Genomic DNA, 25150 nt, shown 5'->3' with positions numbered 1-25150 from the left:
GCGGCGATGATGTTCGCCCTTAAGGTCATCAACTATGACTTATTCAAGCAGTTGAAGACGTTTCTCTTCGGAGTTCCGTCATATGAGGCTTATGGAAGGCGGAGGCGCGGGCAAAGGAGAGAAAGCGGGCTAACTGCCCCCATCCAGTACCAAAAGTTTCTAAAAAGTATGAAGTTCTGGATGGCGATGAACTCCTCGATAATAAATGAGGAGAGAGGCTACCTCCCGACTCCAGGTAGGGAGGGATTGTGCAATAGGACAATGATGTCCTTTCTGGACAATTTAAAAGCGGACTTCCCATGTCACACTCTCAAGATATATTAAGAAATATGAAGATATGGTAAGATACCGTGACCTGGTGGGTGTATCTACATACTCATTTAGTTTTTAGAAGTCTGTTAGTTCTCCCTCTATCCTTAGAGGATCCCTGTTCGTTATAAAAATAAGAGGCAAACTATTTGAAAATTTATATGGACACATACGGGTGTAGTGCAAACCAAGCAGCATCTGAGATTATGTTAGGCCTTCTTTCAAATAAATTTCAAATAATTTCAAAGAAAGATGAGGCAGATGTAATAATCATCAATTCGTGTATAGTGAAATCACCTACAGAAGCAAAAATTCTTTTTCAAATTAAAAAAATCGTGCAAGAATACCCTCACAAAAAACTAATTGTTGCAGGATGCATGCCTGAAGTGTATTCCATGAAAATTAGAAAAACTGCGCCAAATGCAAGTATGATTGGAATACATCATCTTTCAGAAATTGAGAATGTCGTTGACGACACTTTACGAGGAAAACAAAGAATTGAAATTGGGCATAATTCCAGTCCAAAGTTAGGATATCCTCGAATAAGGATTGATGATAGGATTGGAATTGTACAGATTGCCCAGGGTTGTATTTCAAATTGTACTTATTGTATTGTAAAGCGAGTCATGGGCCCATTAGTATCATATCCTGAAGAACTGATACTTGACGAAGTAAAAAGGTGTGTTCTTCAAGGATGTAAAGAGATTTGGCTAACTGCACAAGATACAACCGCATATGGATTAGATAGAGGCAGCACCCTACCTTCCCTTTTACAGTCGATTATGCAAATCGATGGCAATTTTATGGTCAGAGTCGGTATGATGAACCCTGCCACAGCATATCCTTTAGTAGATGACTTGATTGAGGTTTTCAAGCATTCTAAACTCTATAAATTCATACATTTACCTCTTCAATCTGGTAGCAATGCAATTTTACGTCAAATGAAAAGAAATTATACCGTTGAACAGTACTTTGAGATTATAAAAAAATTTAGAACAGTCTTCCAGGACATTACACTATCTACAGACGTTATTGTAGGATTCCCTACCGAAACCGAGGCACAATTTAATGAATCGCTTAATGTAATAACACTGCTTCAACCCAGTTTAACAAATATTTCAAAATTCGGTCCAAGGGAAAAAACACCTGCTGCAAAATTACCCCCTCTTTCAAGTCAAACGATAAAAGACCGCTCAAGAAAAATGACAGTACTTTGCCAAAAGATAACACGTGAGAAAAACAATGAATGGATAGGAAGAGAAGAAACCATTCTAATCGTAAGTAGAGGAAAAAAAGGCGGTTTAGAAGGACGAACCTATACCTATAAACCGGTTATCATTGATACACGAAACCACGAACTTATTGGTAAATTCGTAAATGTGAGTATAGTTGATGCAAAATATAGTCATCTACTTGGAACTCTCACTGAGGAATTTATTCGCTGAGTATCGAATAAACTCATTTTCTAAGGCGTATTTGTGGAATCATATGAGGGTAACATGAGCGTAGTAAAAAGCCTTTTTATTAATAAAACGACATTTTTCATTTTAACTGAAATCATTTCGACATAAATCCCCTTACTGACCTGTCTTTAAATATACCGTTTCAATGACATTGTCCTAAAATCCCCAATCTATAGGATCTGTAACAGGGCAAGGAGACGTCGTTAACTTGACAAGTTGGCAGGGTGCGAAAGGGAACCGAGAGGAGGTTGATAAGAATTAAGCTCGTTACTGTCCACCTCCCAGCTGGGTTTATCTCTGGATTAGATAGACTAGTTGAGGAGGAAAAATACCCTAATCGATCGGAAGTAATCAGAATAGCTATCCGTGATCTATTGAAAAAGGAATTATGGGAAAGTCTAGGTTTTCCAGGTTTTCCGAACCCTACTCCGTTAGAAATAAGATGAATTTTTATTGACATTAAGGTGACATGGAGATCATGCCAATGAAATTATTAATTGAGAATGCAAAGAAGCATATACTTGAAACAAAAGATCTACACAATGGCTTAAGAGAGCCTGGTCGTGCAAGGATTGTAGTTATGGGATGTGGAGGCGGAGGATGTAATACCGTAGATCGTTTAATGAAATTAGGTATTGAAGGTGCAGAATGTATTGCTGTGAATACAGATCAACAGCATCTTAGTCAAGTGCAAGCAAATCAACATATCCTTATAGGGCGGCATATTACACGCGGCTTAGGGGCAGGAGGATATCCTGAAATTGGAGCTGCGTCAGCAGAAGAGTCTAGAAGAGAATTAACGGAATTTTTAAGAGATGCAGATCTGGTTTTTGTTTCAGCTGGTCTAGGTGGAGGTACTGGTACGGGAGCCGCACCTACTGTTGCTGAAATTGCTAAAGAGAATGATGCAATAGTGGTAGGTGTTGTTACTACACCATTTGAAGTAGAACGTGCACGGAATGAAAAGGCACGAGAAGGATTAAGAAATCTACGAAGACACGCTGATACCGTTATTGTGATTGACAATAATAAACTACTTGATATTGCGCCTCAACTTCCAATTGATGCAGCATTTAGCGTTGCTGATGAAGTTTTAGCTCGCTTTGTAAAGGGCATTACAGAGACCATATCATTGCCGAGCCTCATTAATCTTGATTATGCTGATGTCCGAACCGTTATGACGGATGGGGGCGTCGCAATGGTCGGAGTTGGAGAATCAGGAGAAAAGAATCGAGTAGAAGACGCTGTTAATGCAGCATTAAAGTGTCCGCTGCTTGAGTTGGATATCACTGGTGCTACCGCTGCCTTGATTCACGTGAGCGGTGGAACTGATATGACGCTTGAGGAGGCAACAAAAGCTGCAGATATCGTTGCAAAAAGATTAGCGAGCAATGCAATGGTGATTTGGGGTGCACGTCAAGATCCTGAACTGAGAGATATGATTCGAGTTATGTTAATTGTCACTGGTGTACAGAGCCCTCAAGTATTTGGACCTCAAGAAAACCATTTCTGGAATCAAAAAGGACCAAGAGATTTTTCTGATTTTGATTTGCCGGGCGATATTCCAAAACTTTAGCTAAACTCCCCCTTCTATTTTTTTTATAGATGTCTCGCAAGAAGACCCCCCCAACTAGTTGGGGGATGAAGTGCGTTTGTTCACTTTCACAATGGTCTACAATCCTTAAATAGGTCTTTGCACCTAGAGAGTAAGTAGAATTGAGCTGAGGTCACACTCGCCAGTTCTCAAATTAACATCAAGTTCAGGGCAGGAACTGCCCGTTGAGCCTGTTTGACATGCTCCGCTGGGAGATGAATGATTCAGGAAGCCATTCAACTTGTTGGATGGTAGTTCACAATTCGATACAGGCGCTCTACAAACACTTAGTGAGATTAAGCCAATTTCCTAGGTTCATCAAAGGTATCAAGCTATTTTTGAGGAAAGATATTTGAATCAAAACCTATTTGCTAAGAACGTCTGATAAGAAAGTAAATCTATTTTTCATATAGTACATTTTTTCAGGTAGTTAAGAAATGAAAATTGATCTTCATGTGCATACACATCTTTCGTCAGATGCCTGGATCCCTCTAAATAAAGATCTTGTACGCGTATTAAAAAAACGAGGTATTCAAGGTATAGCAATTACGGATCACAATACCTTTAAGGGTGTGGTTAAAGCTAAAAAACTTCTGGAAAAAGAGGGAATTTTTGTTATTCCAGGTGAAGAAGTTAAAACAACTAAAAAAGGAGAGTTATTGTGCCTTTTTATAAATGAAGAAATATGTTCCCCAGGATTGAAAAAATATAGGTTTCTTGAAGTGGTGGATAAAGTCAAAGAACAAGATGGCTTAGTTGGATTGAGTCATCCTTTAGATTTTTCACGAAAGAACTGGATTAGTGAAATGCAGATTGATTGGATTAACAAATATATTGACATAATAGAAGCATATAACGCAAGGTGTAATCTGCATTTAATGAATAAAAGGGCGTATTCCTTCTGCATCAATCATAATATACCTTTTACTGCAGGAAGCGATGCACATTTTTTGATGGAAATTGGTCGCGGATGTCTTGTGCTTGATGAACAAGAAGAAACCATAGAAGCGATACGACGTCAAATTATGTCTGGCAATAGTTGTAAGTTATGGAATAGTAACTCATTACCCTTTGTTAATGTCTCAAGTATTTGCCTTCATGCACTTACAGGCATTTCACAAGCTTTTTGGCCAATCGGCCGATATTTTTCAACCTGAGGGTATATTGTTAGAGATGGTTCATTTGTATTTCACTATTTCGATATCAGCTTCTGTGAGTAATTTCAAGGACAATTCATCGGTATAATGATCTCTATAAACAATTTTTTTGATCCCAGCATTAATAAGCATCTTGGCACAAATTGAGCATGGGAAATTCGTAACAAATAGTGTAGAGTCCTTAATATTGACCCCATGTCTTGCCGCTTGAATAATAACATTTTGTTCAGCATGTACGCCGCGACAGAGTTCGGCTCTTTCGCCAGAAGGAACTTTTAGCTCTTCTCGCAAACATGTTTTACAATGTGGCAACCCTCTTGGTGCACCATTATATCCTGTAGCTAGCACTTGACCATCTTTGACGAGCACTGCGCCAACAGCCCGTCGGAGACAGGTACTTCTTTTTCTTACCACATCACATATATCAAGAAAGGTTTCGTCGGCGGTTGGTCTTTTTTTTGGGTCTCTTTTAGAATTTGTGGTCAATTGATTCTACCCCGTTAAGTCTCTAATCGATGGTTTTATGCATTGTGTTTTTAGCAATTACTTTGTCGAACTTGAATGTTTTCAATATTTCAGCTTATTGATATTAAAAATCATTTATTTTTGATTCTCTAACGATAATTTCTTTTCACCAGAGGTCCCAAGTTTCCAAAATCTTAATAGCTTTAAAAAATAAGTGAGGAGATCAGGTTAGTTCATTCATTCGAAGATCGATATTGAAGCTCTCCACAATCATTACAATATTTTGCATTCTTAGGCAGAAAACGGCCGCAATTAATACAGTGTTTTGATTCGAGAGGGTCACTCGATGAAAATGTGTCTGATTCCAATTTTTCTCTGTCAAGTTTCTTGCTTTTTGATTCTGACGGCTCATTATCTTCTAAAACTCGCATAGATCTCTCTATTTCATTTCTGATATCAGAATTGATGATGTTTCGCATTCTTTCGTCCGGTCCAAACACATTAAACTTAAGGGCAAAGTACTTTGCATTGTCATGGTCGGTTAATGGTCCTAAAATATTAAGCTGCGCTGCATAAATCTGTCTGTGTATTGTTCCTTCAGTTAGGCCTTTAATTGCGCCGGTAAAAAAGTCTGACACGACTTCAGATTCCTCGTGGACTACATGAATATTTAGTAATTCTAATGACTTTTTTATGCGCGAAAACACATCTTCTCCAACCTTGTGCTGTGCAAGAATATAGAGTTCAATATGATGCCCATGTTCATTTTTTGTTTTGTATTCCTCAAAAAACTCCAAAGACTTGTCTAATTTTCTGAGAAACTTATATGCGGAATGAACGCGATATGAATCATTTGAGATCGTTTGAATTACATTTTTTGGATCAAGAAAAGAGATAGTTGAAAAGAAAGAGCCATCTAAAAAGTCTTGTGTGCTTTTAAACATGAATTCATAATCGGAAATAGTTTTTGAAAACACTTGCGTTCTTTGTTGCATTAATGGTTGCTCAGGTTGTAAGCTAGGTGGATGACTAATTATGACAACAACTACTTCGGAAATATCTGATGAAAAATCATTGCATAAAGAAAGTCGATAGTGTACTTTATTTTTAAGCACAGTAATTCTTTGGCTAATTGAGATCTCATCAGTAATGTTTTTTGGTTCATATTTGTCAGGAATAGCTTTTTTCATTAAGGTTGGATCTTTCACTTTTTTAGTTCTGGTTGGAGCGACGCGAGGTTTTCCAGCAACAATATTTTGTTGAATCTTTTCGACTGCAATTCTTACGTCGATTAAAGGATCTTCTAATGCCTTTGCTAAGGTTGGCGTCAGAACCTTTACATGGTTCGAATATTCTCTGGATATCTCAACTAATGTATTTGCTGCATAACGGCGAACGTTTGCGTCATTGTCTAACAATGCATTTCCGATCTCGTCCAGTAGTGGTAATAGAGCGTAGGAATCCTTGATAGAAAGAGTATATAATGTCCAAGCAATAAGCCCTCGAACACCAGGCGCGGGGTCAGATAAGTAACCGCCGAGATCATCGATTCGACCGCTAAGGGCGTCAGGTTCGCTTATGCTAATATTCCAAATGGTAGACGCTGCCTCTATTCGTTCTTCGGTGTTCTTGCTATTTTCCAGTTCATCAAAAGCAGTTCTAAGGATTTCATGAAGTTGATTTCCCTTCACCAGCAGCCTCTCTTCACAAGTAGTTCTTGATTTTATTGCTAGCTATATACTATGAAACTTCACATATTTTATGATTTTCATAGTGTTTTAACTATTCTTCATTCCTGAAACATAATAGTATTCGCCTTCCTCTTTCTGAAGACGATCCAGTTTTGAGCCTTCTTTATTTACACGAGGCCTTCCTGTTTGTGGATCACGTCTAAAAGTTATCCCCATCAATTTTAAAAATTTATTCATCCCTGAACGTAAATCAACTGGCTTCATTGCGTATCCTTCAACAGCTGGTTGACCAGAGAAAATCATGAGACGATCTGATATAAAATCAATGGTTACGATGTCGTGCTCAACAACAAATGCCACAACATCTCTGCTCTCAGCTATTTTCTTAATGGCACGCGCTGCTGCTAGTCTTTGCTCTACATCAAGAAATGCACTTGGTTCGTCTAAAAGGTAAATATCAGCTGGACGTGCTAAACACAAAGCTATCGCAACACGCTGTAGTTCTCCACCACTTAAACTATCTATAGAACAGTCAAGCAATGGGTCGATTGTTAATGGTCTGTTCACTTCTGATTTGAACCATTCTGTATTGATAACTTTGCCTATTTCTTCGCGAAACAGTTCTTTAACGCTACCATCAAACTTAGGAGAGATATATTGAGGTTTATGACTCACTTTTAAATCTTCAGATGGCACTTCGCCTTTATCTGGTTCTTCTATTCCAGCTAATAATTTAATGAAAGTGCTCTTTCCAAGTGCGTTGGCGCCAAGAATTCCTATTACTTCTCCGATAAATACTTTTCCTCCCTCTGTGGTGAGTTTAAATCCATCATAACGTTTCTCCATCTCTTCAAAATCGAAAAGTGCCTTACCGACAGGTTTGGATCTTGGTGGTCTCAAATGAAATTGAATTGCATCCTTCCTAAATCTCATATTCTCAGATGGAAGATAGCCATCAAGAAATATATTGATACCTTCACGTACTCCATGCGGATGACTGACTACACCAAAGACAGCAGGTTCACCGTATAGCACGCAAACATATTCAGAGAGATAATCTAAAATTGCCAAGTCGTGTTCGACCACAATAACTGTTTTTCCTTCTTTTGCTAGTCTTTGAATGACTTTGGCAACTTCTACACGCTGGTAAATATCCAGATAAGATGAGGGTTCATCAAACAAATAGACATCTGCATCTTTCAAAATCACCGCCGCGATAGCAACTCTTTGGAGTTCCCCGCCAGAGATCACACTAAGTTCTCTGTCCATTATCTTATCTATCCGCAAGTCTTCAATAATGCTTTTTAACATATTTCGTTCGTTTACTTTTTCAAGCAGTTCAGATACGACCCCTTTTGTTACATTGGGTATTTTGTCCACGTATTGAGGTTTTTGAACAACACGTATAGACTCTGTTGAAAGTTTCTCAAAATAAGATTGTAACTCAGAGCCTCTGTAAGCAGTAATTATCTCATCCCATTCAGGTGGTTCATCATAGAGGCCGAAATTTGGTTTGAAATCTCCTGAAAGGATTTTTAATGCAGTTGATTTACCAGTACCATTCTGCCCGATAAGTCCAGTCACTTTCTCTGGTCTCGGAATCGGTAAGCGGTATAATACAAATCTATTAGCTCCATAACGATATGAAACATCCTTTTCCAGTTCTGCAGGTAAATTCACGACGTGTATTGCCCCAAATGGGCATTTCTTTACACAGATTCCAGTGCCAGTGCATAGATTCTCTGCGATTCTAGCTTTACCGGTTTCTGGATCAAGTGTAATCGTTTCTTCGCCCATGCGGACTCCTGGGCAATATTTTATGCACACGAGTCCACAATCTTTTGGTTTACATCGATCAGGTTCTACAATTGCGATTCTTGGCATTTAAGTCACTTGTAACGTGATTTGTTAGAGATAAAAACGAATATGTTCTGGCAAGGCGAGTTCGGTTTCTTCTAATCTTCTTTTCACTTCATTCTCAATGATTGATGGAGTCAAAGTGCGAATTTGTTCGGGGCTGAAAGCACCAATATCAGTGATTATCAGATCGATGAGATTTGCTGGAGTTATGTCAAATGCGGGATTATATAGCACAAATTTTCCTTTTTCAGGCTTAGACACTATTGTTTCGCTAGGTGGCCACTCGTCCAAAGCGTTTTGGGATAGTATTCCCTTTCGTTTCTTCTCCTGAGCGTCAAGCTTGTAGGGTTCAGACATTTCGTCAATAGAGCGTTCTTCTATTGTTATATCACTTCCCGGTGTTTCTAGGTCAATAGTGCTGTACGAAGTGGCATAATAAAAGTGTACGTCATCATAAAATCGTGCAATACGTGCAATATCAGAAGAACCTATCTTATTTGCAACACCACCATCACTACCGACTCTATCAACTCCTAAAATTATTTTATTGACCTTAAAGCGCTTAAACGCTTGTGTTATCATATTATCTGTAATAATAACTACAGGCACGCCTGCTCTATTCAATTCCCATGTCGTAAGACGATATCCCTGACTTCGGGGTCGAGTTTCTTTGGAGACTACTGTAAGATCAACACCCTTCGTATATGCTTCTTCTAACATGCCTAATGCATGACCCCCATATGTGGAACTTAGTGACCCTCCATTACAATGAGTCATTATAACATCGCCATCTTCAAGGTACTTCATTCCTTCTTCTCTGAGGTAATTGCCTAAGATCAGATCAGAAGCAAGGATATAATCTGCAGTTTCTTTAACTGCATTGACAACCGAATTAACATCAGCAGTTATATCAAACGCTTTAATCGCAGCGTGCATTGTAAGATCAACAGCCCAGAAAAGAGGGGCTGCTGTAGGTCTGCTACTTTTCACAAATTTCGCAGCGTCCTCCATATTCTTGATCATTTCGCGTCCTGTCGATTGAAATTGCTTTGCTGCTAAAACCATACAATATGCGGCACATACACCTAGGGCCTGACTACCTCGAATACGCATTTCTTTGATCCCTTGAATAGCGCCTACCTTGTAATCAGTTGTTGACCAATGTGTCATCTCATATGGGAGTTTTAACTGATCTAAAAGGACCATTTCATCCTTCTCTTCGTTCCAATATACAGTTAGTGGGATTTTTGTATGTTTGTGGACATATAACTCATCTTCAAATGCAAAATTCATTTTAAATAATAGTTGTGTAATATTGACTGTCATCTTTGGTTTCCCTCATCCACCAATTTTAAGAGAGTGTAGTTTTTAATCAATCGATTAACTTAAAAAGTTCCCTATTAAACAAGACAATGGAGAGTCAATATTAAAATGCTTCACGCAATCTTCCTTTTAGATGCTAAGAGCGGCATTGAATACTTAAGCAAACAATTCTATGAAGATAAGTCCGAAAATGAGACGGTTATTGATCCAACTTTAATTGCTGGTTTTCTCAATGCCATATTTAGTTTCTCAAGAGAAGCAAGAATAGGAAGACTATCAGAAGTCCAAGCAGAAGACTTGACTTTTGTGTATAGGGTTGACCAAGACGGACAGGTCCTCATTGTAGCATTAGTTGATTCTGAAACCGACAAAAATTTGTTAGAGGATATTTTATCTAGTATTTCTACTCATTTTCGCGAACAATATCCAACAGTCGGTGCACAGTGGGCTTATGATTCTGTGTTTTTTGAGGATTTCGAAGTTGTTCTTGATCAGATTTTTTACAAAGAGGTTACCGAATTTCTTTTAGAAGACTATCCTGATAAATTGGTTGCGCGAGTCCTTAAACTGTATCCTCTCTATTCTCTCAATACTATTGAAGTACTTGGCGTGAACGCAGGTGCGTCTATTCGGGAAAAGGAAGGAAAAACAGACTTAAATAAGGAGCTTTCACAGTTTTCTGTTTCTGAAGTAAGCAAGGAAAAAGACAAAGTAGATCTAATTATGTGTCCTTTTTGCAGAGGAAAAAAACGCAGAAAACCGATGTGTAACTTTGTTACGGGATTCATCAAAGGATTTCTAGATTTGCCAGAAAATGCCGTTAAAGAGACTCATTGTTTTGCATGTGGGGATAATGTTTGCTCCTTTAAGGTTACTATTTAATAAGTAATAAAATATCTTTAATAAGGTTTAAATTAGTTTCAAACCGATTTCTTTTGTCTACAACTGCTTTAAATTCTGTAAAGCGTTTTATATTCAAATTTCGTTATCATATAAATTTTAATTAACATAAAATCATTAATTTCATTTTAATATTATTTTAGAGGTATCTTCTGCAGGCAGCATTAATTAATTCTGTTCTCTTGGGTCCTAAACCTCTTATTTTGTCAATTGGCAATGTTCCATTGTCATAAAGTCGACAGTAGTCTTGAGCAGTCGCAATTGAGTTATTTACTAATCCTTCCAAAACTGAATAGGGCACTCGTCCGAGATCTCCTAGAACAAGTTCAATAGGAATCGCTTTTTCCTCTATTTTCTCCTCTAATTCTTTGATCTTGATAGTTTCCTTTCCGTTGTCTATCAATTTCTTAGCCAATCGAGAATAACTCTCATAGTGCTCAATTTTTATAGACTTATTTAGGAATACTGCCAATAAATCTAAGCCTTTTGAAAACGCTAATACATCGAAATCTTCGAAAAGTAAAGCCATCGGTTTTTGGTTTCCTCCCATGAAGTTCATATAAAAGTTAACAGCGAAGTCCTCAAAATTAAGTGAGGATCCATTCCCATTGTCCCGTTGCTTTTGCCATTCAACCACAGGGCCGCGATCATAATCGAATCGGATCTTAAATATTGCAAGGATGTCGTTCATTTCATTCCACCTTAACAACTTGTTCGATATTTGTTTTCAATATTTCTATGACATTCTCTCTTTGCAGCGGATCAATCGCTACTACTGGATAAGTGTCACAACGCAACACGTTTGCTACTCTTTCAGCTGTCATAACTCCAGGTAAATCCTGTTTATTTGCCAGAGCGATTATTCTCATCTTGTCCCCGCCATTGTCGTCCCTTTTATTTAGCCAATCAATGATCATTTTTGTTTTTAAAACTCCTGTAGGCGTAGAATCCGTTACAACTATACATAATCTAGTATTTAGAAGATAAGAATTATACATTGGCCAGAAGTTTTTCTGTCCTCCGAAATCCCAAAGATTAAGCTCATGCTCCCCGAGCATGCTTTTAATCATTTTCTGTCCGAAATTAAGTCCTATAGTCGGCCTATATTCTAACTGAGGTGCCTTTCCTAATAAAAGATTGATCATGGATGTTTTACCCACTTTAGGATAACCGATAAAGGCCACTTTCATTTGCGACGTAGTCTGAGTTATTTGAGAGAAAATTGATACCCCCTTTAGCAAAGTAAAAAGAGAATTACGATGTTTTTAAAGACGCGTATTATCTACATATTGTCGAAATATCGCCGACAAAAAACCTTTTTGCTAAGATACATTATAAAAAAGTGAATAAAAGGTGTATTCACAAATTTTTTTCTAGTTTTTCTATGAAATCAGTTGGTACTTTAGGAAATAGTTTTGGTAACCGTTCTAACAATTGCTCTTTGTTAAGCATACCCTCTTGGACGCCAGATACTTCCCATATACTAGACATTACTGTCATACCTGCATAGATTGACTCCACTAAATCAAATCCTCTTTGATACAGTGAAAGAAATCCTGCAGCAATTCCATCACAGCAACCAATCGAATTTCCTGATTTATTCAATTTGATTGGTCCAATCCTAATAGAATCTGCATTCCTTTGAAGAATTTGCGCCGTTCCAGTAATTTTATCTTCAACAATAATCACACGTGGCTTGTTGGTACCGGTAACATCAAATATCTGTTCAGGTACTTTGATTTTATATGCATCCAGAATTTGTTTGATCTCAGAGGGGTTGCCAAATACAATTTCTGTTAGAGGAACAATGGTCTTAAGATAATTTGGTGTTACACCATACGATCCCACGTCGATTACTACTTCTTTACCGAGATAAGCGGCTTCCTTTGCACAACCTGTCATAAATGCTTCTTCTGCAGAAGTGATAAAAACAATATCTGTTTTCTTATCTAGAATACCTATTGGAATTGGCCTTCCCTCTTCTACTGGTGATGCGCCATTAATGTCATCAATGAAGAACCAGTCTATCCCTTTTGCATCTTTGTTACATACGATTGTCATCGTTTCTTTGTCTTTAACAACTAGGGTGTCTGCATTAAGGATTTCTGGCGAATAATTCGAATTAAGATGTTCTCGTACCTTATCCCATTTCCCCCATAGTTTCTGGGGAACTTCAACTTCTAAGAGCTTCATATCCACACCTGTCTTTTTCAGATGATCGTAATAGGGTCCTCCAAAAAAGCCAGGGTACTGTTTATTGTAATCTTCGCCAAAAGTTGTGAGGAGGCGTACATCTCCTCCTAATAGGGCAAGTTGGTACGCGATGTGCCCACAACGACCTCCGTAGTTATAAGTGATGGGTTCTATCACTTTGGAGCGCAAATACTCTAAAGCCTTCTCTACATTCCATTCTTCGCCGTAAAACTCTGGTATAAGCGAGTAGGGAATAGATTTCTTCAAATACTTCTGAAATGAGGCAGGAAGCGTTCTTGTAGATTCTATTTTTATCTGTTCGTCTTTTCCAATTGTTCCTACTACAGCTATTGTTTTCATTTACTCCAGCTCTCCTTGATAACACGTTTTATTTAAGAAATGAAGGCATATGGCATTTAGTATAAAATAATGATAAATTCACAGATTCTCACAGTTCCTTTAAATATCTTACACAAATTTTCTTTCTAAACTCCACCTAATTCAACTTAGTTTTATGTCAAATAAGCTAACCATGAATAAATCTCCTATTAACTGATGTTTTTTTCCAAAAAATTTATGTGTAAGGATTACGGGCCCCTCATAAAGAAAAAGATGTGGTGTATATGCCTTTTTGTAGTCAATGTGGGACTTCTATTGAACCTACTGCGAAATTTTGTGCTAATTGTGGTACACCTGTAGTCTCTGGATCGCCAGTAGCACCGCCTCCAATCCCATCAACTGCTCCTACTATGACACACAATGGATTATTTGACCCAATGCGAACTGGTTACGTAATCAATGAAAACAGTTGGGACATGGGAGCTGGAGACATCTTGGATGAACAAGGGCAAAAGATAGGGTATATGGATCGAAAAATACTTAGTTTGAGAGCAGAGATTAAATTGACAGAAGCTGATGGCACAGTTGCAGCCACAATTCATAGGAAAATAGTTGCTGTTAAACCGACATACTTCATTAAGGATTCTAATGATCAACTAGTTGGCAAGATAGAAAAAGCGCTCCTTAGTCTCCGTCCAAAATTGGAAGTTAAAGACGGCAATGGAAATAAACTACTAGAGATAAAAGGTAATTTTAAGGCGTGGGACTTCATAATTAAGGATATGAATGGACATGAAATTGGAACCGTGAAAAAACTTGATCGATGGAAGGATGAATTGTTTGGAGGCGGAATGTTCGATCGAAGCGATAAATACGCTCTTAAAATTAACGGAGATATAGATAGGCGGCTAGTTGTCGGAGCTGTTATAGCAATAGACAATATGTTCCACGACGATACCGATCACGACGACGACTATGACGACCGATTTGACCGGTTTTAATAACTCCTTCTTTTTTTTGAGTTTTCTTTCTCAAAAAATCAATTAATTTACTATGAATACGCCAGAAAGCACCACCGCTTGAGCGTGAGGTAGTTTACGCATAAGCCTACATAATTTAACTAATTTTGATTCAAATTGGTTTGTGGTAACTCTGGATTATAATTGAAAAGATTTATTAATTTGTTTAACGTTATTAATATGAACTTTCAGAGTAAATTTCGCTGTTTTACTCTTCTCTCTCTAAAGAAACGCCTTTATTATTTCTAAATAAACTCTCAAAGATCATTTCCTAACATTAAAAACCTTACATTTCCGGGAGAGGAAAGACAAACACTCGTATGGATGTGATGAGATGCCTTTTTGTGGAAACTGTGGCAATCCAGTTGATCCTGGCAAGATGAGATTCTGTCCTAGGTGTGGTACACCAATAGAAGCAGAATTTACCACAACCCCTCCTCCTGTACCACCATCGTATCCTACAACAACAAGCTCTCCGCCCCCTACATCTACAATACCTTCGCCACCAGCTCCTATGATGCCAGGTGGGTTGTTTGATCCAAGGCGTAATGGGTATGTGATTCATGAGAAGACTTGGGACTGGGGAGGAGGAGACATCTTGGATGAACAAGGGCAGAAGATAGGGTATATGGACAGGAAAATTCTGAGTTTAAGGGCTGAAATCAAGCTCACAGAATTGGACGGCACGATGGCAGCCAAAATTCATAGGAAAATAGTCGCGATACGCCCAACTTACGAAATTAAGAACGCTAATGATCAACTCATCGGCAAGATTGAAAAAAAACTCCTTAGTATCCGCCCAAAACTCTTTGTTCTCGATCCAAGTGGAAACAAATTATTAGAGATTCGCGGTAATTTTATGGCATGGGATTTCACAATTAAAGATGCACAAAGTGGACGAGAAGTCGGAACCGTGCAAAAACTGGATCGATGGAAGGATGTTTTCTTTGGTGGAGGAATATTTGACCGGAGTGATAAGTTCGCGCTTAAGATTTATGGAGATGGAGATATTGACAGACGCTTAGTTGTAGGGGCTGTTGTGGCAATCGACAATATGTTTCATGATGAGACAGACTAAGACAAGGCTTGAGATCTACTTTTTTTAACTTTTTTTCGAGATTTTTTCCTCTTCCACTACTTTTTAATGTTATCAGATAGAACATTTCTGTAAATTGATATTGCTCATTATCATCATTTCACATGAAATATACAATATTTGCTACTGAACAAACTTAGCGATTAGGAGGAATTATGATTGAGAACTATAGGAGTGGCTACTTGTGGCGGGGACGCTCCAGGTATGAATGCCGCTATTCGAGCTATTACCCGCATTGCTTGTACTAAAAATCTGAAGGTTTTAGGTTTCGAGAATGGATGGAATGGTCTAATAACAAACGCATTCAGGCATCTACTTCCTCACTCAGTTATGGGAATTTTACATACAGGCGGTACAATCCTTCGAACGTCTCGCTCACTGGAATTTCGAACAGAAGAGGGAATTAAAAAAGCCGCTGAAACCTTGGCGAACAATAATGTTGATGGACTTGTGGTCATCGGTGGCAATGGCTCCTTTAATGGAGCATTGGCATTAAGCAAAGAAACTGATACAAAAATCATAGGAATACCTGCAACAATTGACAATGATGTTTTTGGAACCAATGAGACTATCGGTTTCGATACTGCTGTAGATACTGCCGTTGTTGCGGTAGATAAAATTCGGGATACAATGGTTTCATTTAAGCGCGTATTTGTTATAGAAGTAATGGGGCGAGAAAGAGGTTTCATTGCAGCAACGGTAGGACTCGCGGTTGGGGCCGAAATAGTCTTAGTTCCTGAAATTCAATTTGATAAGAACCAAGTTTTTAAAAGTATTAAAGAAAAGCGTGCTAAAGGAAAAAGGTCTGGTATAATCGTGGCTGCCGAGGGAATAGGCGACTGTCAAAAACTTGCACAAGAAATAGAGGAAAATACTGGAGCAGAGACACGAAGAAGTGTATTAGGTTATATTCAACGAGGAGGCAATCCTTCTGCGAGAAGTAGGCTTCTAGCAAGTCTATTTGCGAATAAGGCGATTGAATTATTACTAAATGAACAAGGAAACAGAGTTGTTGGGCTACAAGATGGCACTATAACAAGCATAGACCTTGAAACGTCATGTAAAACGGAAAAGCCTTTAGAATTAGACTTGGTTAATTTGGCAAGCATACTTACTAGGTGAATTTCTTAAATACATTGAATCTTATTGTCAGAAAAAACGTATGAAAAATGTTCTATGATATTTTCAGAAATCCGATTGTGGTGATAAAATGCCTAGAATAGCAATCATTGGAGGCTCTGGCTTATATGAGCTTTTACAAAATCCAACGCATACTTTTGTAGACACACCTTTTGGAAAGACTCCTCGAATTGAAATCGGCAAAATAAATGATTTTGAGGTCGCATTTCTTCCTAGACATTCACGACCAGGGAGTGAAACGGTTTCGCATGCAATTCCTCCACATAAGGTAAATTACCGCGCAAATATCTACGGTTTGATGCAACTCGGCGTGGAAAGAATTCTCGTATCAAATGCCGTTGGAACTCTTGACCCAAATCTCCCTCCAGGGAATATGTGTGTCGTTGACCAGTTTTTAGACATGACAAAAGAGGAACCTTACACGTTTTATGATGGTGATACAACAATTGAACTCAAGGATGGCCGAAAAGTTTCGGGCACAGTTCATATCGATGTGAGTCAGCCTTTTTGCCCTGAATTACGAAGTGTACTCTTAGAGAGTGCTAGCAAAACTGGAGTTCCCGTAAGAGACGGAGGTGTCTATGTAAGAACTTCTGGTCCTCGCTTCGAGACTCCCGCAGAAATCAATGCTTTTCGCATCTTAGGTGCGACAGTTGTTGGTATGACTGCGGCACCTGAAGCTGTTTTAGCGCGTGAACTTGAACTGTGCTATGCAAGTATTTCCATGAGTACAAATTTCGCAGCTGGGATGCAGCAAAAAATTTCACATGAAGAAGTAGGTGTGATCTTCGGACAGAACATTGAAAATGTGAAAAAAATTCTAAGAGAAGCTGTGCATCTAATTCCAAAGGAAAAATCGTGCCCTTGTCCCTTGGCGCTAGCAGGTGCAACTGCGTAAGATCTCTTTATTTTTTCCTTTTAATCCCAAGAAAACTGTTTGACAATTTTTTTTAAAGACATACACTAATCATCTCGGCATGCCAATATCGTCGGAAGAGTAAAAGTGAAGTAAACCAGAAGGAGTCCTTTTAATACGTTATGTCGGCGAAATATGATTGTGTTTTGAACACGATTCTTTTAAATTAAATTGAGAATATATTATTGCACATCTGATAGAACAGTTTATCATACTTTCAGGAAATGAAAACTATGAAGTTAAGACCCCGACTTACTGCATACAAATTGCATATCTCCGATTTATATGCTGGTTCGTATGTTCGAAAAGAAACAGGATCCTTCTTAGATACCTCGATTGGTCCTGTCACAAGAGTGAGGCTTTTATGTACAATAGTGCAGAGATATGACAATGTAGAAAAAAAATACACTTCATTCACGCTAGATGATGCAACTGATACTATTAGACTAAAAGCCTGGCGGGAAGACATTGAAGCACTTGCTGATTATAAGGTTGGGGATATTGTAGACGTTATTGGAAAAATACGTCAACAAGAAGATGGAGAATTATTCATAATTCCTGAAAACGTCATTAAGGTAGAAGATGTTAATGTTGAGCTGCTACGTCAGCTAGAAATTATTGAGTTACACAACCTGATGGGTGGTAAAACCGTAACTAAAACACAACCTGAGAAAGAACCAAAAAAAGAACCAAAAAAAGAACCAAAAAAAGAACCAAAAAAAGAACCAAAAAAAGAACCAAAAAAAGAACCAAAAAAAGAACCAAAAAAAACTGAACATACTGAAGAAATTGAAAAGCAGCTTCCACAAGAAAGTGAAGTCGACACAAGACAAGAAGTAATGAACCTTATAAGAACACTGGACGCAGGGAAAGGTGCATCTTATAAAGAAATCGTAGAAAATTCTTCAGAAGACGATGAGGATGCTGTAGAAACAATTATCTTAGATTTATTAAACGAAGGAGTCATATATGAACCAGAACCAGGTCGTTATAAAGAATTATAAAACGAGGTGATAAATTATGGATGCTGATTTCTTTGATTATGGTGAACTGCTGAAAAAAGCAAAAGAACAAGTCCCCCCAGACATTTACCATCATAAACGATTCGAAATACCTAATGTAGACCTTTTCATAGAAGGTAACAGGACTGTGGTACAGAATTGGAAAGATATTACTAGCAAATTAAATAGAGACCCCGCACATATTTTGAAATTCTTGACTAGAGAATTAGCGACTGCAGGCACCATGGATGGACCACGAGCTATATTTCAAGGAAAATTTTCAAAGAACTTCCTTAACGGGTTAATAGAACGCTACGCCAAACGCTATCTCATTTGTCCAGCATGCGCATCTCCCGATACTGTCCTAGTGAAAGAAGGAACGTTTCATTTTCTTAAATGTGAGGCATGCGGTGCAAAAGAAGCAGTTACAAAACTGAAATAAGAATGAAGATCAAAGCATAAGATATTCCTTGGTGGAATTCCAATGACAAAAGTATATTTTCGAGTCTTTAAAACAGAAAAGGATATTATGGTAGCAGTGTGCGATGCTGATATACTCGGAAAAAAATTCTCTGATGGTAAAAGTAAACTGAATATCGAAGAGAATTTCTATAAAGGAACCTTGGGTACATTAGAAGACGGTATTCAAGCCATGAATGGTGCTACCATCATAAATGTCCTTGGGGAAAACATCATCTCAAAAATGATCGATGATGGCATAATCAGTGAACATAGTGTGATTTGTATTTGTGGCGTTCCTCACGCGCAAATAATTTGCATGTAGTCATCATGTAAATCTATGCTGTTCTCCCTTTTCATTTATCTTATGCTGTCGTAAAAATTTAAAAAGGGGCGACTTTTATACCTTCACCTACACGTTTTTGTATCAAATGCGGAAAATTAGAGCCTGAAGTGTCTCTCATTGGCACTCTTTGTCCTAAATGTTATAAAGAGGAAATACCGGCTATCACTTTCAAAAAACCCATGTCTGTTCTTATATGTCCTCATTGCATGGCGACTAAAAGTGGTAACAGATGGCATTACCCTTCTTCTGACAATCTAACTCAATTTATTGAATCTTTTGTCATAAAAAAGGTGAAAGAAAGTATAAATCTACAAAACTCCGATGAACTCATTTCAATTGAACCCGAGTTTTCGTTGGATGAGGCTCCAAAAGAAATAGACGTAACAGTTACTATCAAACGTAGCCAAATTGCAACAGAACCCTACAGTGAGATAAGCAAAATCTCAATTCCTGTTGAATATCAACTTTGTCCAAGATGTTCCCGAGTTAAAAGCGGGTCTTACGAAGCCATACTTCAGGTACGCGGAGCGAAAGGAACTCTTTCTCCAGAAGAACGTGAAAAAATTCTATCGTTGATTGAAAATACTATCACAAATCGATTTAAAGAACCTCCTCAATCTATTGTATCAAAGATTGTTCAAAAAAATGAAGGCATGGATTTGTACTTCGTTTCGTCTAATTCAGCTATTACACTTGCCTCTACCATTCGAGATTCAGTTGCGGCATTAATGAAAACAACCTCAAAACTCGTCGGATTAGATAAATCCACAAATAAAAGACGATATCGGGTTTATATATCTATTAGAATCCCTCATTTTCAAGTTGGAGATTTTATTAAACTGGATGATTCCTTTTATGAGATTCATGCTATTGGAGGAGGTAAAATTTCACTTCATGACCTCAAAACCAAAACACATCGCTCCCTTTTAGCAAAAAACCTATGGACACACATTTCTAATCGACAATTAGAGGTTCTTCCAAAAGAAGAGTATTTGCATTCATATCTCGTAATCGCTGAAACCCCTGATTCTCTCCAAATCATGAATATGAAAACCTATGAGACTTATGAAGTCCAAAAAGGAATTAACAAAAGCATTGTAAGTGGAGATACAATTCAAGGTTTTCAGGTAAATGATAACGTCTTTCTTTTAGAGAATTAAGAACTTACAGTTTGCTTAAGAATCTAATTTATGTTTCTCTCAATTGATGTCTTCATTTTGCAGTGCTAGACAACGCTTCATTCAATTTACATAGATTTCACAGAGCATACGATTTTCTACGAATGTGCGAATAAAGGATGCATAGAAAACAAACTTTTTGAACTCAGAAGATAAAAATTAATGCCGAAAGATTAGGATCACGGTAAAATTTGTGTTTTTATCATCACACAAAAGTGGTTTTTCTCGCGCGGTAATTATATAAAACTTAACTGATGAAATTGTCATAATTCATTATTTCATTGCAGTTTATCAATCTGAATAGATCAACTCACTGAGATAACATGTAATCACAAAAATGTTGTTTGTGGAGGAATTGTTTGTCTAAGAAGAAAAAAAGTAAAGGTAAAGGTAAAGGAAAAAGTAAAGGAAAAAAGAATACCGGTCCACAAGATTATGCTGTCCGACGAGTTCGTCTGCCTGATGAAGGCGAACTTCTAGGAATTGTTACCCGTCTACTCGGGAACGACCGAGTTGTTGTAAAGTGTACAGACGGGATTACCCGAACTTGTAGAATACCCGGACGGATGAGAAAACGCGTCTGGATTCGAGCAGATGATGTAGTCCTCGTGACTCCATGGGACTTCCAGGATGAAAAAGCAGACATCATTTGGCGATATAACCCTGGACAGGTAAGATTTTTAGAAGAACGAGGATATCTTGATTTATAGTTATAGGTGGGTGGAATTGTGCCAGAGCGCGTCGCCCACGATGAAGTTGATCGTTTAGAAAAGGACAAGATTGATAAACGGAGGATCAAAGATAAAGATTCTGATGACTTAAAGGTTGTTGAATCTGTATTTGATAAAGCGACTGTTCTTACTCTTGATAAACTAATTCGGAAGGGCGTCCTTAAGCGATTTGTGGGAATAGTCTCGACAGGAAAAGAAGCTAACGTTTATTATGTGAAGGGCCCAGAGGACTCAGATCTTGCCGTCAAGATTTTTCGGACTCATTCTGAATTCAGAAAATATGCCATGCCATATATTGTAGGCGATCATCGTTTTAAATTGAAACGAAAGGATGCTCGATCTATTACCTTCGTCTGGACTTTAAAAGAGTTTAAGAATTTAAAACTCGCAGAATCATGTGGTGTTAGAGTGCCTTCCCCCATTGAAGTCAGAAACAACGTCCTGGTAATGGAATTTATCGGTATTGATGGAATACCTGCACCCCGAATGAAAGATATTCCACCAGAAAACCCTGAAGAAATATTTTATCTAATACTTGAAGATATTTCCCGCTTATATCATAAGGCAAAACTGGTTCATGCAGATTTAAGCGAATATAATATCCTGATGCACCAAAATGAGCCTGTTTTGATTGATATCTCCCAAGGTGTTCTTCTTCACCATCCTCATGCAAAGGATTTCCTCTATCGAGATATCAACACAATTGTTACCTTCTTCAATAAACTAGATGTTTCAACACCTCTCCCAAAGGAGATTTTTGATGAAATTATTAAAGAAAAATGAAGTTACTCTTTAGGTGATCGAAATGGCTATCTATGGGACTATGCGGACAAAAATACCACGCGAAAGAATTGCTGTTTGCATTGGAACGAATGGTGAAACAAAAAAACATGTAGAAGATGTTACTCACACGAAAATCACAATCGATAGTGAAGATGGAGCCGTCCTTGTTGAATCTACTCCGCAAACAGAGGATCCACTTGCTGTATGGTGTGCTCGAGATATTGTCCTTGCAATTGGGCGTGGCTTTTCTCCTAAACGTGCTTTTAAACTCTTTGATGAGGAGACGATCCTAGAAATTATCTTTTTAGACCAATCGGCCAATACACTAAAAGCACTTAAACGTATCCGAGGACGCCTTATTGGCGAACGTGGCAAAACACGAAGAATTATAGAAGAATTTACTGGGACATCTCTCAGTATCTACGGTCATTCAGTAAGTATCATCGGTACTCTTGAGCGAGTCAAAATCGCTAAAGATGCTGTTCAAATGCTCCTTAAAGGAATGCCTCATAAATCGGTGTATTCCTTCTTAGACCGTAAACAAAGGGAATTGAAAAAGGCGGAACTGTCTCTTTGGAAACCTGCATCTGATTTTAACCTCTAAAATCAACCGAACATCTCTTGTAGCCAGCGAATGTACATTCTAATCCCGTCTTCTAATTTCACTTCTGATTTCCAGCCTAATGTTTCTAGTTTCGTGATGTCCAATAGCATCTTATGTACATCTCCTTTCCATCCTTTTTGACCACCAGTATAGGAAAATTGCACATCGTCTAACTTAAGTTCGTTGGCAATAATATCTGCTATCTTTTTCACTTCAATTTGATTACTGACACCTACATTAAATGCATCATAATTCATTTGACTGTTAAGAATATATTCAGTAATCATCATGCTCGCCGTAATGCAGTCTGAGATATACATATAGCTTTTATTCTGCTTGCCATCACCAAGAATCTCCAATTCGCTAGGATTTTTCTTTAGCTTCCAGAAAAAATCATGCATGACTCCATGTATCGATCTAGGTCCATATATATTAGCGTATCTAAGTGAAACACCTTTCATGTTATAACACTCGCTATAGGCTGAGATGTACATCTCGCATGTTGCTTTTGATGCACCATATACACTTATTGGCTTCATTATATGACTTTCCGGAGTTGGATAGACCTCAACGTCTCCGTAAATCGTCCCCCCAGATGATGCAAACACTATCAGTCCTACGTCATTTAATCTCATTGCTTCAAGAAGGTTCATTGTCCCAATGACATTTATCGAAAAATCCATGTAAGGCTCGTTTACGCTCAATTTGACATCAGGATTTGCTGCAAAATGAAATACCGCATCTTTGTCAGCACAATTCTCCTGTAACACTTTTTTTCCTCGTATATCTCCTCTTACGAATTTAAAATCTTCGTTATTCATGTGTCCTTCAATATATTCCATGGTTGAGGCAGAAAGATCATCAACAACCGTAACTTCATTCTCTAATTTTATTAAACGGTCTACTAAATGACTTCCTATAAATCCACAGCCGCCTGTTACTAATACTCTCTTATTTTTTAATAACAAAAGTATTTCACTTCTTAGGAGTCTATATTACCTTTGAGGGAAAATTCACATAAAATTCTTTCGTAATCTGTAGCAACATTCTAAAGTTCGATTGGACTAATAGATTTCGTGCAAAAAGAGTATGGCGCCGCCGGAAGGACTCGAACCTTCGACCAGCGGGTAACTGCCAAGGGTATGTTAACAGCCCGTCACTCTACCAACTGAGCTACGGCGGCACTTTAACGACGACATTATGTTTTTTCAAGTATTTTATAAATCTTCTCATTTTGAGCTAAGAACGCCTCATTTCCTTTCGTTTTTCTGTATATCTACACATCTTACTTCCCATTGCATAACAGATCTCAGTAAATACTCGCACTTCGGATAATAGGTGATTTCTTCTGTACATCAGTACTTCTCTTTTTATACCGACTTTCTTATCGGCTTCAAAACATTTAACTCTTAAGCTGACGGGTATTAATATTAGAGAACCAAATCTTCAAATCTGTTTTGCAAAGAGCCTCAGAATATTCAACCAGCAGCCTTTAAAGAGGGAATCCAATGATTCAAAACGTATGGATCGTAGAAAAAGATCGAGGACGACGTTTGTTTCATAAACGGTACGGCACTATTGATATAGATCCTGATCTCTTTTCTGCTTTCCTTTCTGGTCTTTATGGTTTTGCAGAAGTGGAACTTGGCGAAGCAGGAATCGACAGTATATCGATGGGCGATTTGAAGTGGGTTTATATTTACTCTCGTAACCTTTTGTTTATTATAGCTGGCGATAAAGAAGATTATGTCCCTCACTTAAAAGCCAAATTAAACGTTATCAAAAACGAGTTCTTCGTAAAATTTCCCATCTTTAATAAAGATTGGCAGGAAGCCTTCAAGCATACGGCATTAAAAAGCCTTCAAGAACAGTTTTATCCTATAGTCGATGAATTAGTTTTCGATTGGATTCAGCTCGCAAAAGTCACAGATGCTGCAAATTATATGGATATATGTGAAGTATGTCAGCATTTTATAGCCATCATTCGTAAAATAATTGCATCATGTGGCGAAGAAAGAAAGAAAGCCCTCCTAGATATCCTGAAAATGCAAATTTTAGATCTTATAAAGGGAGACAATGAATTGTCGAAGATCATAACCGAAGATGGCTTTATTGACTTCTTGCGCGTCAATGTTTTTATGATGACAGAAGATGCCAGGGATATCCTAAAAAAAATTTTAATAAGATGTTTTAACACCCTACGGAATGAATTAGGGTTTACGAATTTCCAAGCTATGTTCCGCAAAAAACTTATTCCATATCTTAAAACAGATTGGAAGCGCATACGTTCACTTGATCTTGATATGCTCCTTATCTATCTCTTGTAAACTCTACCTCTACCATCTTTCTCACAAAACGAGTTTTAAGCCTCTGTTCAACATCAAGTTTAGACGCCCTTTGTTGGAAGTTCCCTGGAATCTTTGGGGTGCAGTTTGCGTCTCATCATCGCCAAGAGAGAAAGGCATTTAAAACCCTATCACCGTTCTCACATCATTAATGGTTTGCTCCGGTGGTGTAGTCCGGCCAAGCATAAGGGGCTTTCAACCCCTTGACTCGGGTTCGAATCCCGGCCGGAGCACCATT

26 protein-coding genes and 2 tRNA genes are annotated in these 25150 nt (G+C 38.0%); 19 read left to right on the top strand and 9 right to left on the bottom strand.

Features of this window, described 5'->3' with window-relative positions; all coding sequences use genetic code 11:
• From QVB70_RS08610 to QVB70_RS08590, 5 genes are all read left to right on the top strand, one after another.
• Positions 1-324, top strand: a 324-nt coding sequence (locus QVB70_RS08610; RefSeq protein ID WP_287585320.1) for a hypothetical protein, incomplete at its 5' end; no start/stop codon positions are given.
• Positions 325-458: 134 nt separating this feature from the next.
• Positions 459-1754, top strand: coding sequence for a tRNA (N(6)-L-threonylcarbamoyladenosine(37)-C(2))-methylthiotransferase (locus tag QVB70_RS08605; protein ID WP_287585319.1), 1296 nt, complete (start codon positions 459-461; stop codon positions 1752-1754).
• Positions 1755-2020: 266 nt separating this feature from the next.
• Complete coding sequence (locus QVB70_RS08600; RefSeq protein WP_287585318.1) at positions 2021-2218, top strand: ribbon-helix-helix domain-containing protein; 198 nt, start codon at positions 2021-2023, stop codon at positions 2216-2218.
• Between the two features lie 38 nt (positions 2219-2256).
• Positions 2257-3348 carry a cell division protein FtsZ gene (gene ftsZ, locus QVB70_RS08595; RefSeq protein WP_287585317.1) on the top strand — a complete coding sequence of 364 codons (1092 nt, stop codon included), beginning with the start codon at positions 2257-2259 and terminating at the stop codon, positions 3346-3348.
• Between the two features lie 455 nt (positions 3349-3803).
• The gene (locus QVB70_RS08590; RefSeq protein WP_287585316.1) at positions 3804-4523 is read left to right on the top strand and encodes a PHP domain-containing protein; all 720 of its coding nucleotides are present in this window, start codon (positions 3804-3806) and stop codon (positions 4521-4523) included.
• A 21-nt stretch (positions 4524-4544) separates the two neighbouring features.
• On the opposite strand, the gene QVB70_RS08585 is transcribed toward QVB70_RS08590, so the two are convergent.
• The 4 genes from QVB70_RS08585 to QVB70_RS08570 form a co-directional block, all read right to left on the bottom strand.
• Positions 4545-5009: a dCMP deaminase family protein gene (locus QVB70_RS08585; RefSeq protein ID WP_287585315.1), complete on the bottom strand. Its 465-nt coding sequence runs from the start codon at positions 5007-5009 to the stop codon at positions 4545-4547.
• A gap of 212 nt (positions 5010-5221) precedes the next feature.
• On the bottom strand, positions 5222-6679 hold the full coding sequence (locus tag QVB70_RS08580) for a hypothetical protein (protein WP_287585314.1): 1458 nt from the start codon (positions 6677-6679) through the stop codon (positions 5222-5224).
• An 87-nt stretch (positions 6680-6766) separates the two neighbouring features.
• Positions 6767-8563, bottom strand: coding sequence for a ribosome biogenesis/translation initiation ATPase RLI (locus tag QVB70_RS08575; protein WP_287585313.1), 1797 nt, complete (start codon positions 8561-8563; stop codon positions 6767-6769).
• 24 nt (positions 8564-8587) lie between these two features.
• Positions 8588-9865, bottom strand: coding sequence for a s-methyl-5-thioribose-1-phosphate isomerase (locus QVB70_RS08570; RefSeq protein ID WP_287585312.1), 1278 nt, complete (start codon positions 9863-9865; stop codon positions 8588-8590).
• A 105-nt stretch (positions 9866-9970) separates the two neighbouring features.
• On the opposite strand from QVB70_RS08570, the gene QVB70_RS08565 reads away from it, so the two are divergent.
• Positions 9971-10744: a 4-vinyl reductase gene (locus QVB70_RS08565; protein ID WP_287585311.1), complete on the top strand. Its 774-nt coding sequence runs from the start codon at positions 9971-9973 to the stop codon at positions 10742-10744.
• Between the two features lie 157 nt (positions 10745-10901).
• Here QVB70_RS08565 and QVB70_RS08560 read toward each other — a convergent pair whose 3' ends face one another.
• From QVB70_RS08560 to QVB70_RS08550, 3 genes are all read right to left on the bottom strand, one after another.
• Positions 10902-11453 (bottom strand): hypothetical protein, encoded by a 552-nt coding sequence (locus tag QVB70_RS08560; protein ID WP_287585310.1) that lies wholly within the window; start codon positions 11451-11453, stop codon positions 10902-10904.
• Position 11454: 1 nt separating this feature from the next.
• The gene (locus QVB70_RS08555) at positions 11455-12003 is read right to left on the bottom strand and encodes an ADP-ribosylation factor-like protein (RefSeq protein ID WP_287585309.1); all 549 of its coding nucleotides are present in this window, start codon (positions 12001-12003) and stop codon (positions 11455-11457) included.
• 118 nt (positions 12004-12121) lie between these two features.
• Positions 12122-13315, bottom strand: coding sequence for a hypothetical protein (locus tag QVB70_RS08550; RefSeq protein WP_287585308.1), 1194 nt, complete (start codon positions 13313-13315; stop codon positions 12122-12124).
• Between the two features lie 263 nt (positions 13316-13578).
• On the opposite strand from QVB70_RS08550, the gene QVB70_RS08545 reads away from it, so the two are divergent.
• From QVB70_RS08545 to QVB70_RS08495, 11 genes are all read left to right on the top strand, one after another.
• Positions 13579-14295, top strand: a complete 717-nt coding sequence (locus QVB70_RS08545; protein WP_287585307.1) for an LURP-one-related family protein — start codon at positions 13579-13581, stop codon at positions 14293-14295.
• Between the two features lie 352 nt (positions 14296-14647).
• Entirely contained in the window at positions 14648-15391 is a 744-nt protein-coding gene (locus tag QVB70_RS08540; RefSeq protein ID WP_287585306.1) for an LURP-one-related family protein, read from the top strand.
• A gap of 177 nt (positions 15392-15568) precedes the next feature.
• Complete coding sequence (locus tag QVB70_RS08535) at positions 15569-16531, top strand: ATP-dependent 6-phosphofructokinase (protein ID WP_287585305.1); 963 nt, start codon at positions 15569-15571, stop codon at positions 16529-16531.
• Positions 16532-16619: 88 nt separating this feature from the next.
• Positions 16620-17447 carry an MTAP family purine nucleoside phosphorylase gene (locus tag QVB70_RS08530; protein ID WP_287585304.1) on the top strand — a complete coding sequence of 276 codons (828 nt, stop codon included), beginning with the start codon at positions 16620-16622 and terminating at the stop codon, positions 17445-17447.
• A gap of 251 nt (positions 17448-17698) precedes the next feature.
• Positions 17699-18469: an OB-fold nucleic acid binding domain-containing protein gene (locus QVB70_RS08525; RefSeq protein WP_287585303.1), complete on the top strand. Its 771-nt coding sequence runs from the start codon at positions 17699-17701 to the stop codon at positions 18467-18469.
• Between the two features lie 16 nt (positions 18470-18485).
• Positions 18486-18908 (top strand): translation initiation factor IF-2 subunit beta, encoded by a 423-nt coding sequence (locus QVB70_RS08520; RefSeq protein ID WP_287585302.1) that lies wholly within the window; start codon positions 18486-18488, stop codon positions 18906-18908.
• Between the two features lie 42 nt (positions 18909-18950).
• Positions 18951-19250, top strand: a complete 300-nt coding sequence (locus tag QVB70_RS08515) for a DUF424 domain-containing protein (RefSeq protein WP_287585301.1) — start codon at positions 18951-18953, stop codon at positions 19248-19250.
• 77 nt (positions 19251-19327) lie between these two features.
• Complete coding sequence (locus QVB70_RS08510) at positions 19328-20431, top strand: NMD3-related protein (RefSeq protein WP_342766553.1); 1104 nt, start codon at positions 19328-19330, stop codon at positions 20429-20431.
• A 377-nt stretch (positions 20432-20808) separates the two neighbouring features.
• The gene (eif1A, locus tag QVB70_RS08505; protein ID WP_287585300.1) at positions 20809-21159 is read left to right on the top strand and encodes a translation initiation factor eIF-1A; all 351 of its coding nucleotides are present in this window, start codon (positions 20809-20811) and stop codon (positions 21157-21159) included.
• 18 nt (positions 21160-21177) lie between these two features.
• Entirely contained in the window at positions 21178-21963 is a 786-nt protein-coding gene (locus QVB70_RS08500; RefSeq protein ID WP_287585299.1) for a serine protein kinase RIO, read from the top strand.
• Between the two features lie 22 nt (positions 21964-21985).
• Positions 21986-22567: a KH domain-containing protein gene (locus QVB70_RS08495; protein ID WP_287585298.1), complete on the top strand. Its 582-nt coding sequence runs from the start codon at positions 21986-21988 to the stop codon at positions 22565-22567.
• A gap of 2 nt (positions 22568-22569) precedes the next feature.
• Here QVB70_RS08495 and QVB70_RS08490 read toward each other — a convergent pair whose 3' ends face one another.
• Complete coding sequence (locus tag QVB70_RS08490) at positions 22570-23535, bottom strand: GDP-mannose 4,6-dehydratase (protein WP_287585297.1); 966 nt, start codon at positions 23533-23535, stop codon at positions 22570-22572.
• Positions 23536-23657: 122 nt separating this feature from the next.
• Positions 23658-23750, bottom strand: a tRNA-Asn gene (locus tag QVB70_RS08485).
• A 325-nt stretch (positions 23751-24075) separates the two neighbouring features.
• Here QVB70_RS08485 and QVB70_RS08480 point away from each other — a divergent pair.
• Entirely contained in the window at positions 24076-24894 is an 819-nt protein-coding gene (locus tag QVB70_RS08480) for a hypothetical protein (protein ID WP_287585296.1), read from the top strand.
• A 176-nt stretch (positions 24895-25070) separates the two neighbouring features.
• Positions 25071-25148 (top strand) — tRNA-Glu (locus QVB70_RS08475).
• Positions 25149-25150: the final 2 nt, after the last annotated feature.

Origin of the sequence: Candidatus Borrarchaeum sp. (assembly GCF_019058535.1) — an archaeon.
Classification (GTDB): Archaea; Asgardarchaeota; Sifarchaeia; order Borrarchaeales; family Borrarchaeaceae; genus Borrarchaeum; species Borrarchaeum weybense.
The sequence above is the reverse complement of the archived record's forward strand: the minus strand, read 5'-3'. Positions and strand labels throughout refer to the sequence as shown.

What these genes read in the sequence shown, in the direction of transcription:
- QVB70_RS08515 (WP_287585301.1), top strand. Translation starts at nt 18,951, where the DNA reads ATGACAAAAGTATATTTTCGAGTCTTTAAAACAGAAAAGGATATTATG.
- QVB70_RS08520 (WP_287585302.1), top strand. Translation starts at nt 18,486, where the DNA reads ATGGATGCTGATTTCTTTGATTATGGTGAACTGCTGAAAAAAGCAAAA.
- QVB70_RS08590 (WP_287585316.1), top strand. Translation starts at nt 3,804, where the DNA reads ATGAAAATTGATCTTCATGTGCATACACATCTTTCGTCAGATGCCTGG.
- QVB70_RS08575 (WP_287585313.1), bottom strand. Translation starts at nt 8,563, where the DNA reads ATGCCAAGAATCGCAATTGTAGAACCTGATCGATGTAAACCAAAAGAT.
- QVB70_RS08570 (WP_287585312.1), bottom strand. Translation starts at nt 9,865, where the DNA reads ATGACAGTCAATATTACACAACTATTATTTAAAATGAATTTTGCATTT.
- ftsZ (WP_287585317.1), top strand. Translation starts at nt 2,257, where the DNA reads ATGAAATTATTAATTGAGAATGCAAAGAAGCATATACTTGAAACAAAA.
- QVB70_RS08540 (WP_287585306.1), top strand. Translation starts at nt 14,648, where the DNA reads ATGCCTTTTTGTGGAAACTGTGGCAATCCAGTTGATCCTGGCAAGATG.
- QVB70_RS08550 (WP_287585308.1), bottom strand. Translation starts at nt 13,315, where the DNA reads ATGAAAACAATAGCTGTAGTAGGAACAATTGGAAAAGACGAACAGATA.
- QVB70_RS08565 (WP_287585311.1), top strand. Translation starts at nt 9,971, where the DNA reads ATGCTTCACGCAATCTTCCTTTTAGATGCTAAGAGCGGCATTGAATAC.
- QVB70_RS08560 (WP_287585310.1), bottom strand. Translation starts at nt 11,453, where the DNA reads ATGAACGACATCCTTGCAATATTTAAGATCCGATTCGATTATGATCGC.
- QVB70_RS08530 (WP_287585304.1), top strand. Translation starts at nt 16,620, where the DNA reads ATGCCTAGAATAGCAATCATTGGAGGCTCTGGCTTATATGAGCTTTTA.
- QVB70_RS08480 (WP_287585296.1), top strand. Translation starts at nt 24,076, where the DNA reads ATGATTCAAAACGTATGGATCGTAGAAAAAGATCGAGGACGACGTTTG.
- QVB70_RS08525 (WP_287585303.1), top strand. Translation starts at nt 17,699, where the DNA reads ATGAAGTTAAGACCCCGACTTACTGCATACAAATTGCATATCTCCGAT.
- QVB70_RS08545 (WP_287585307.1), top strand. Translation starts at nt 13,579, where the DNA reads ATGCCTTTTTGTAGTCAATGTGGGACTTCTATTGAACCTACTGCGAAA.
- QVB70_RS08495 (WP_287585298.1), top strand. Translation starts at nt 21,986, where the DNA reads ATGGCTATCTATGGGACTATGCGGACAAAAATACCACGCGAAAGAATT.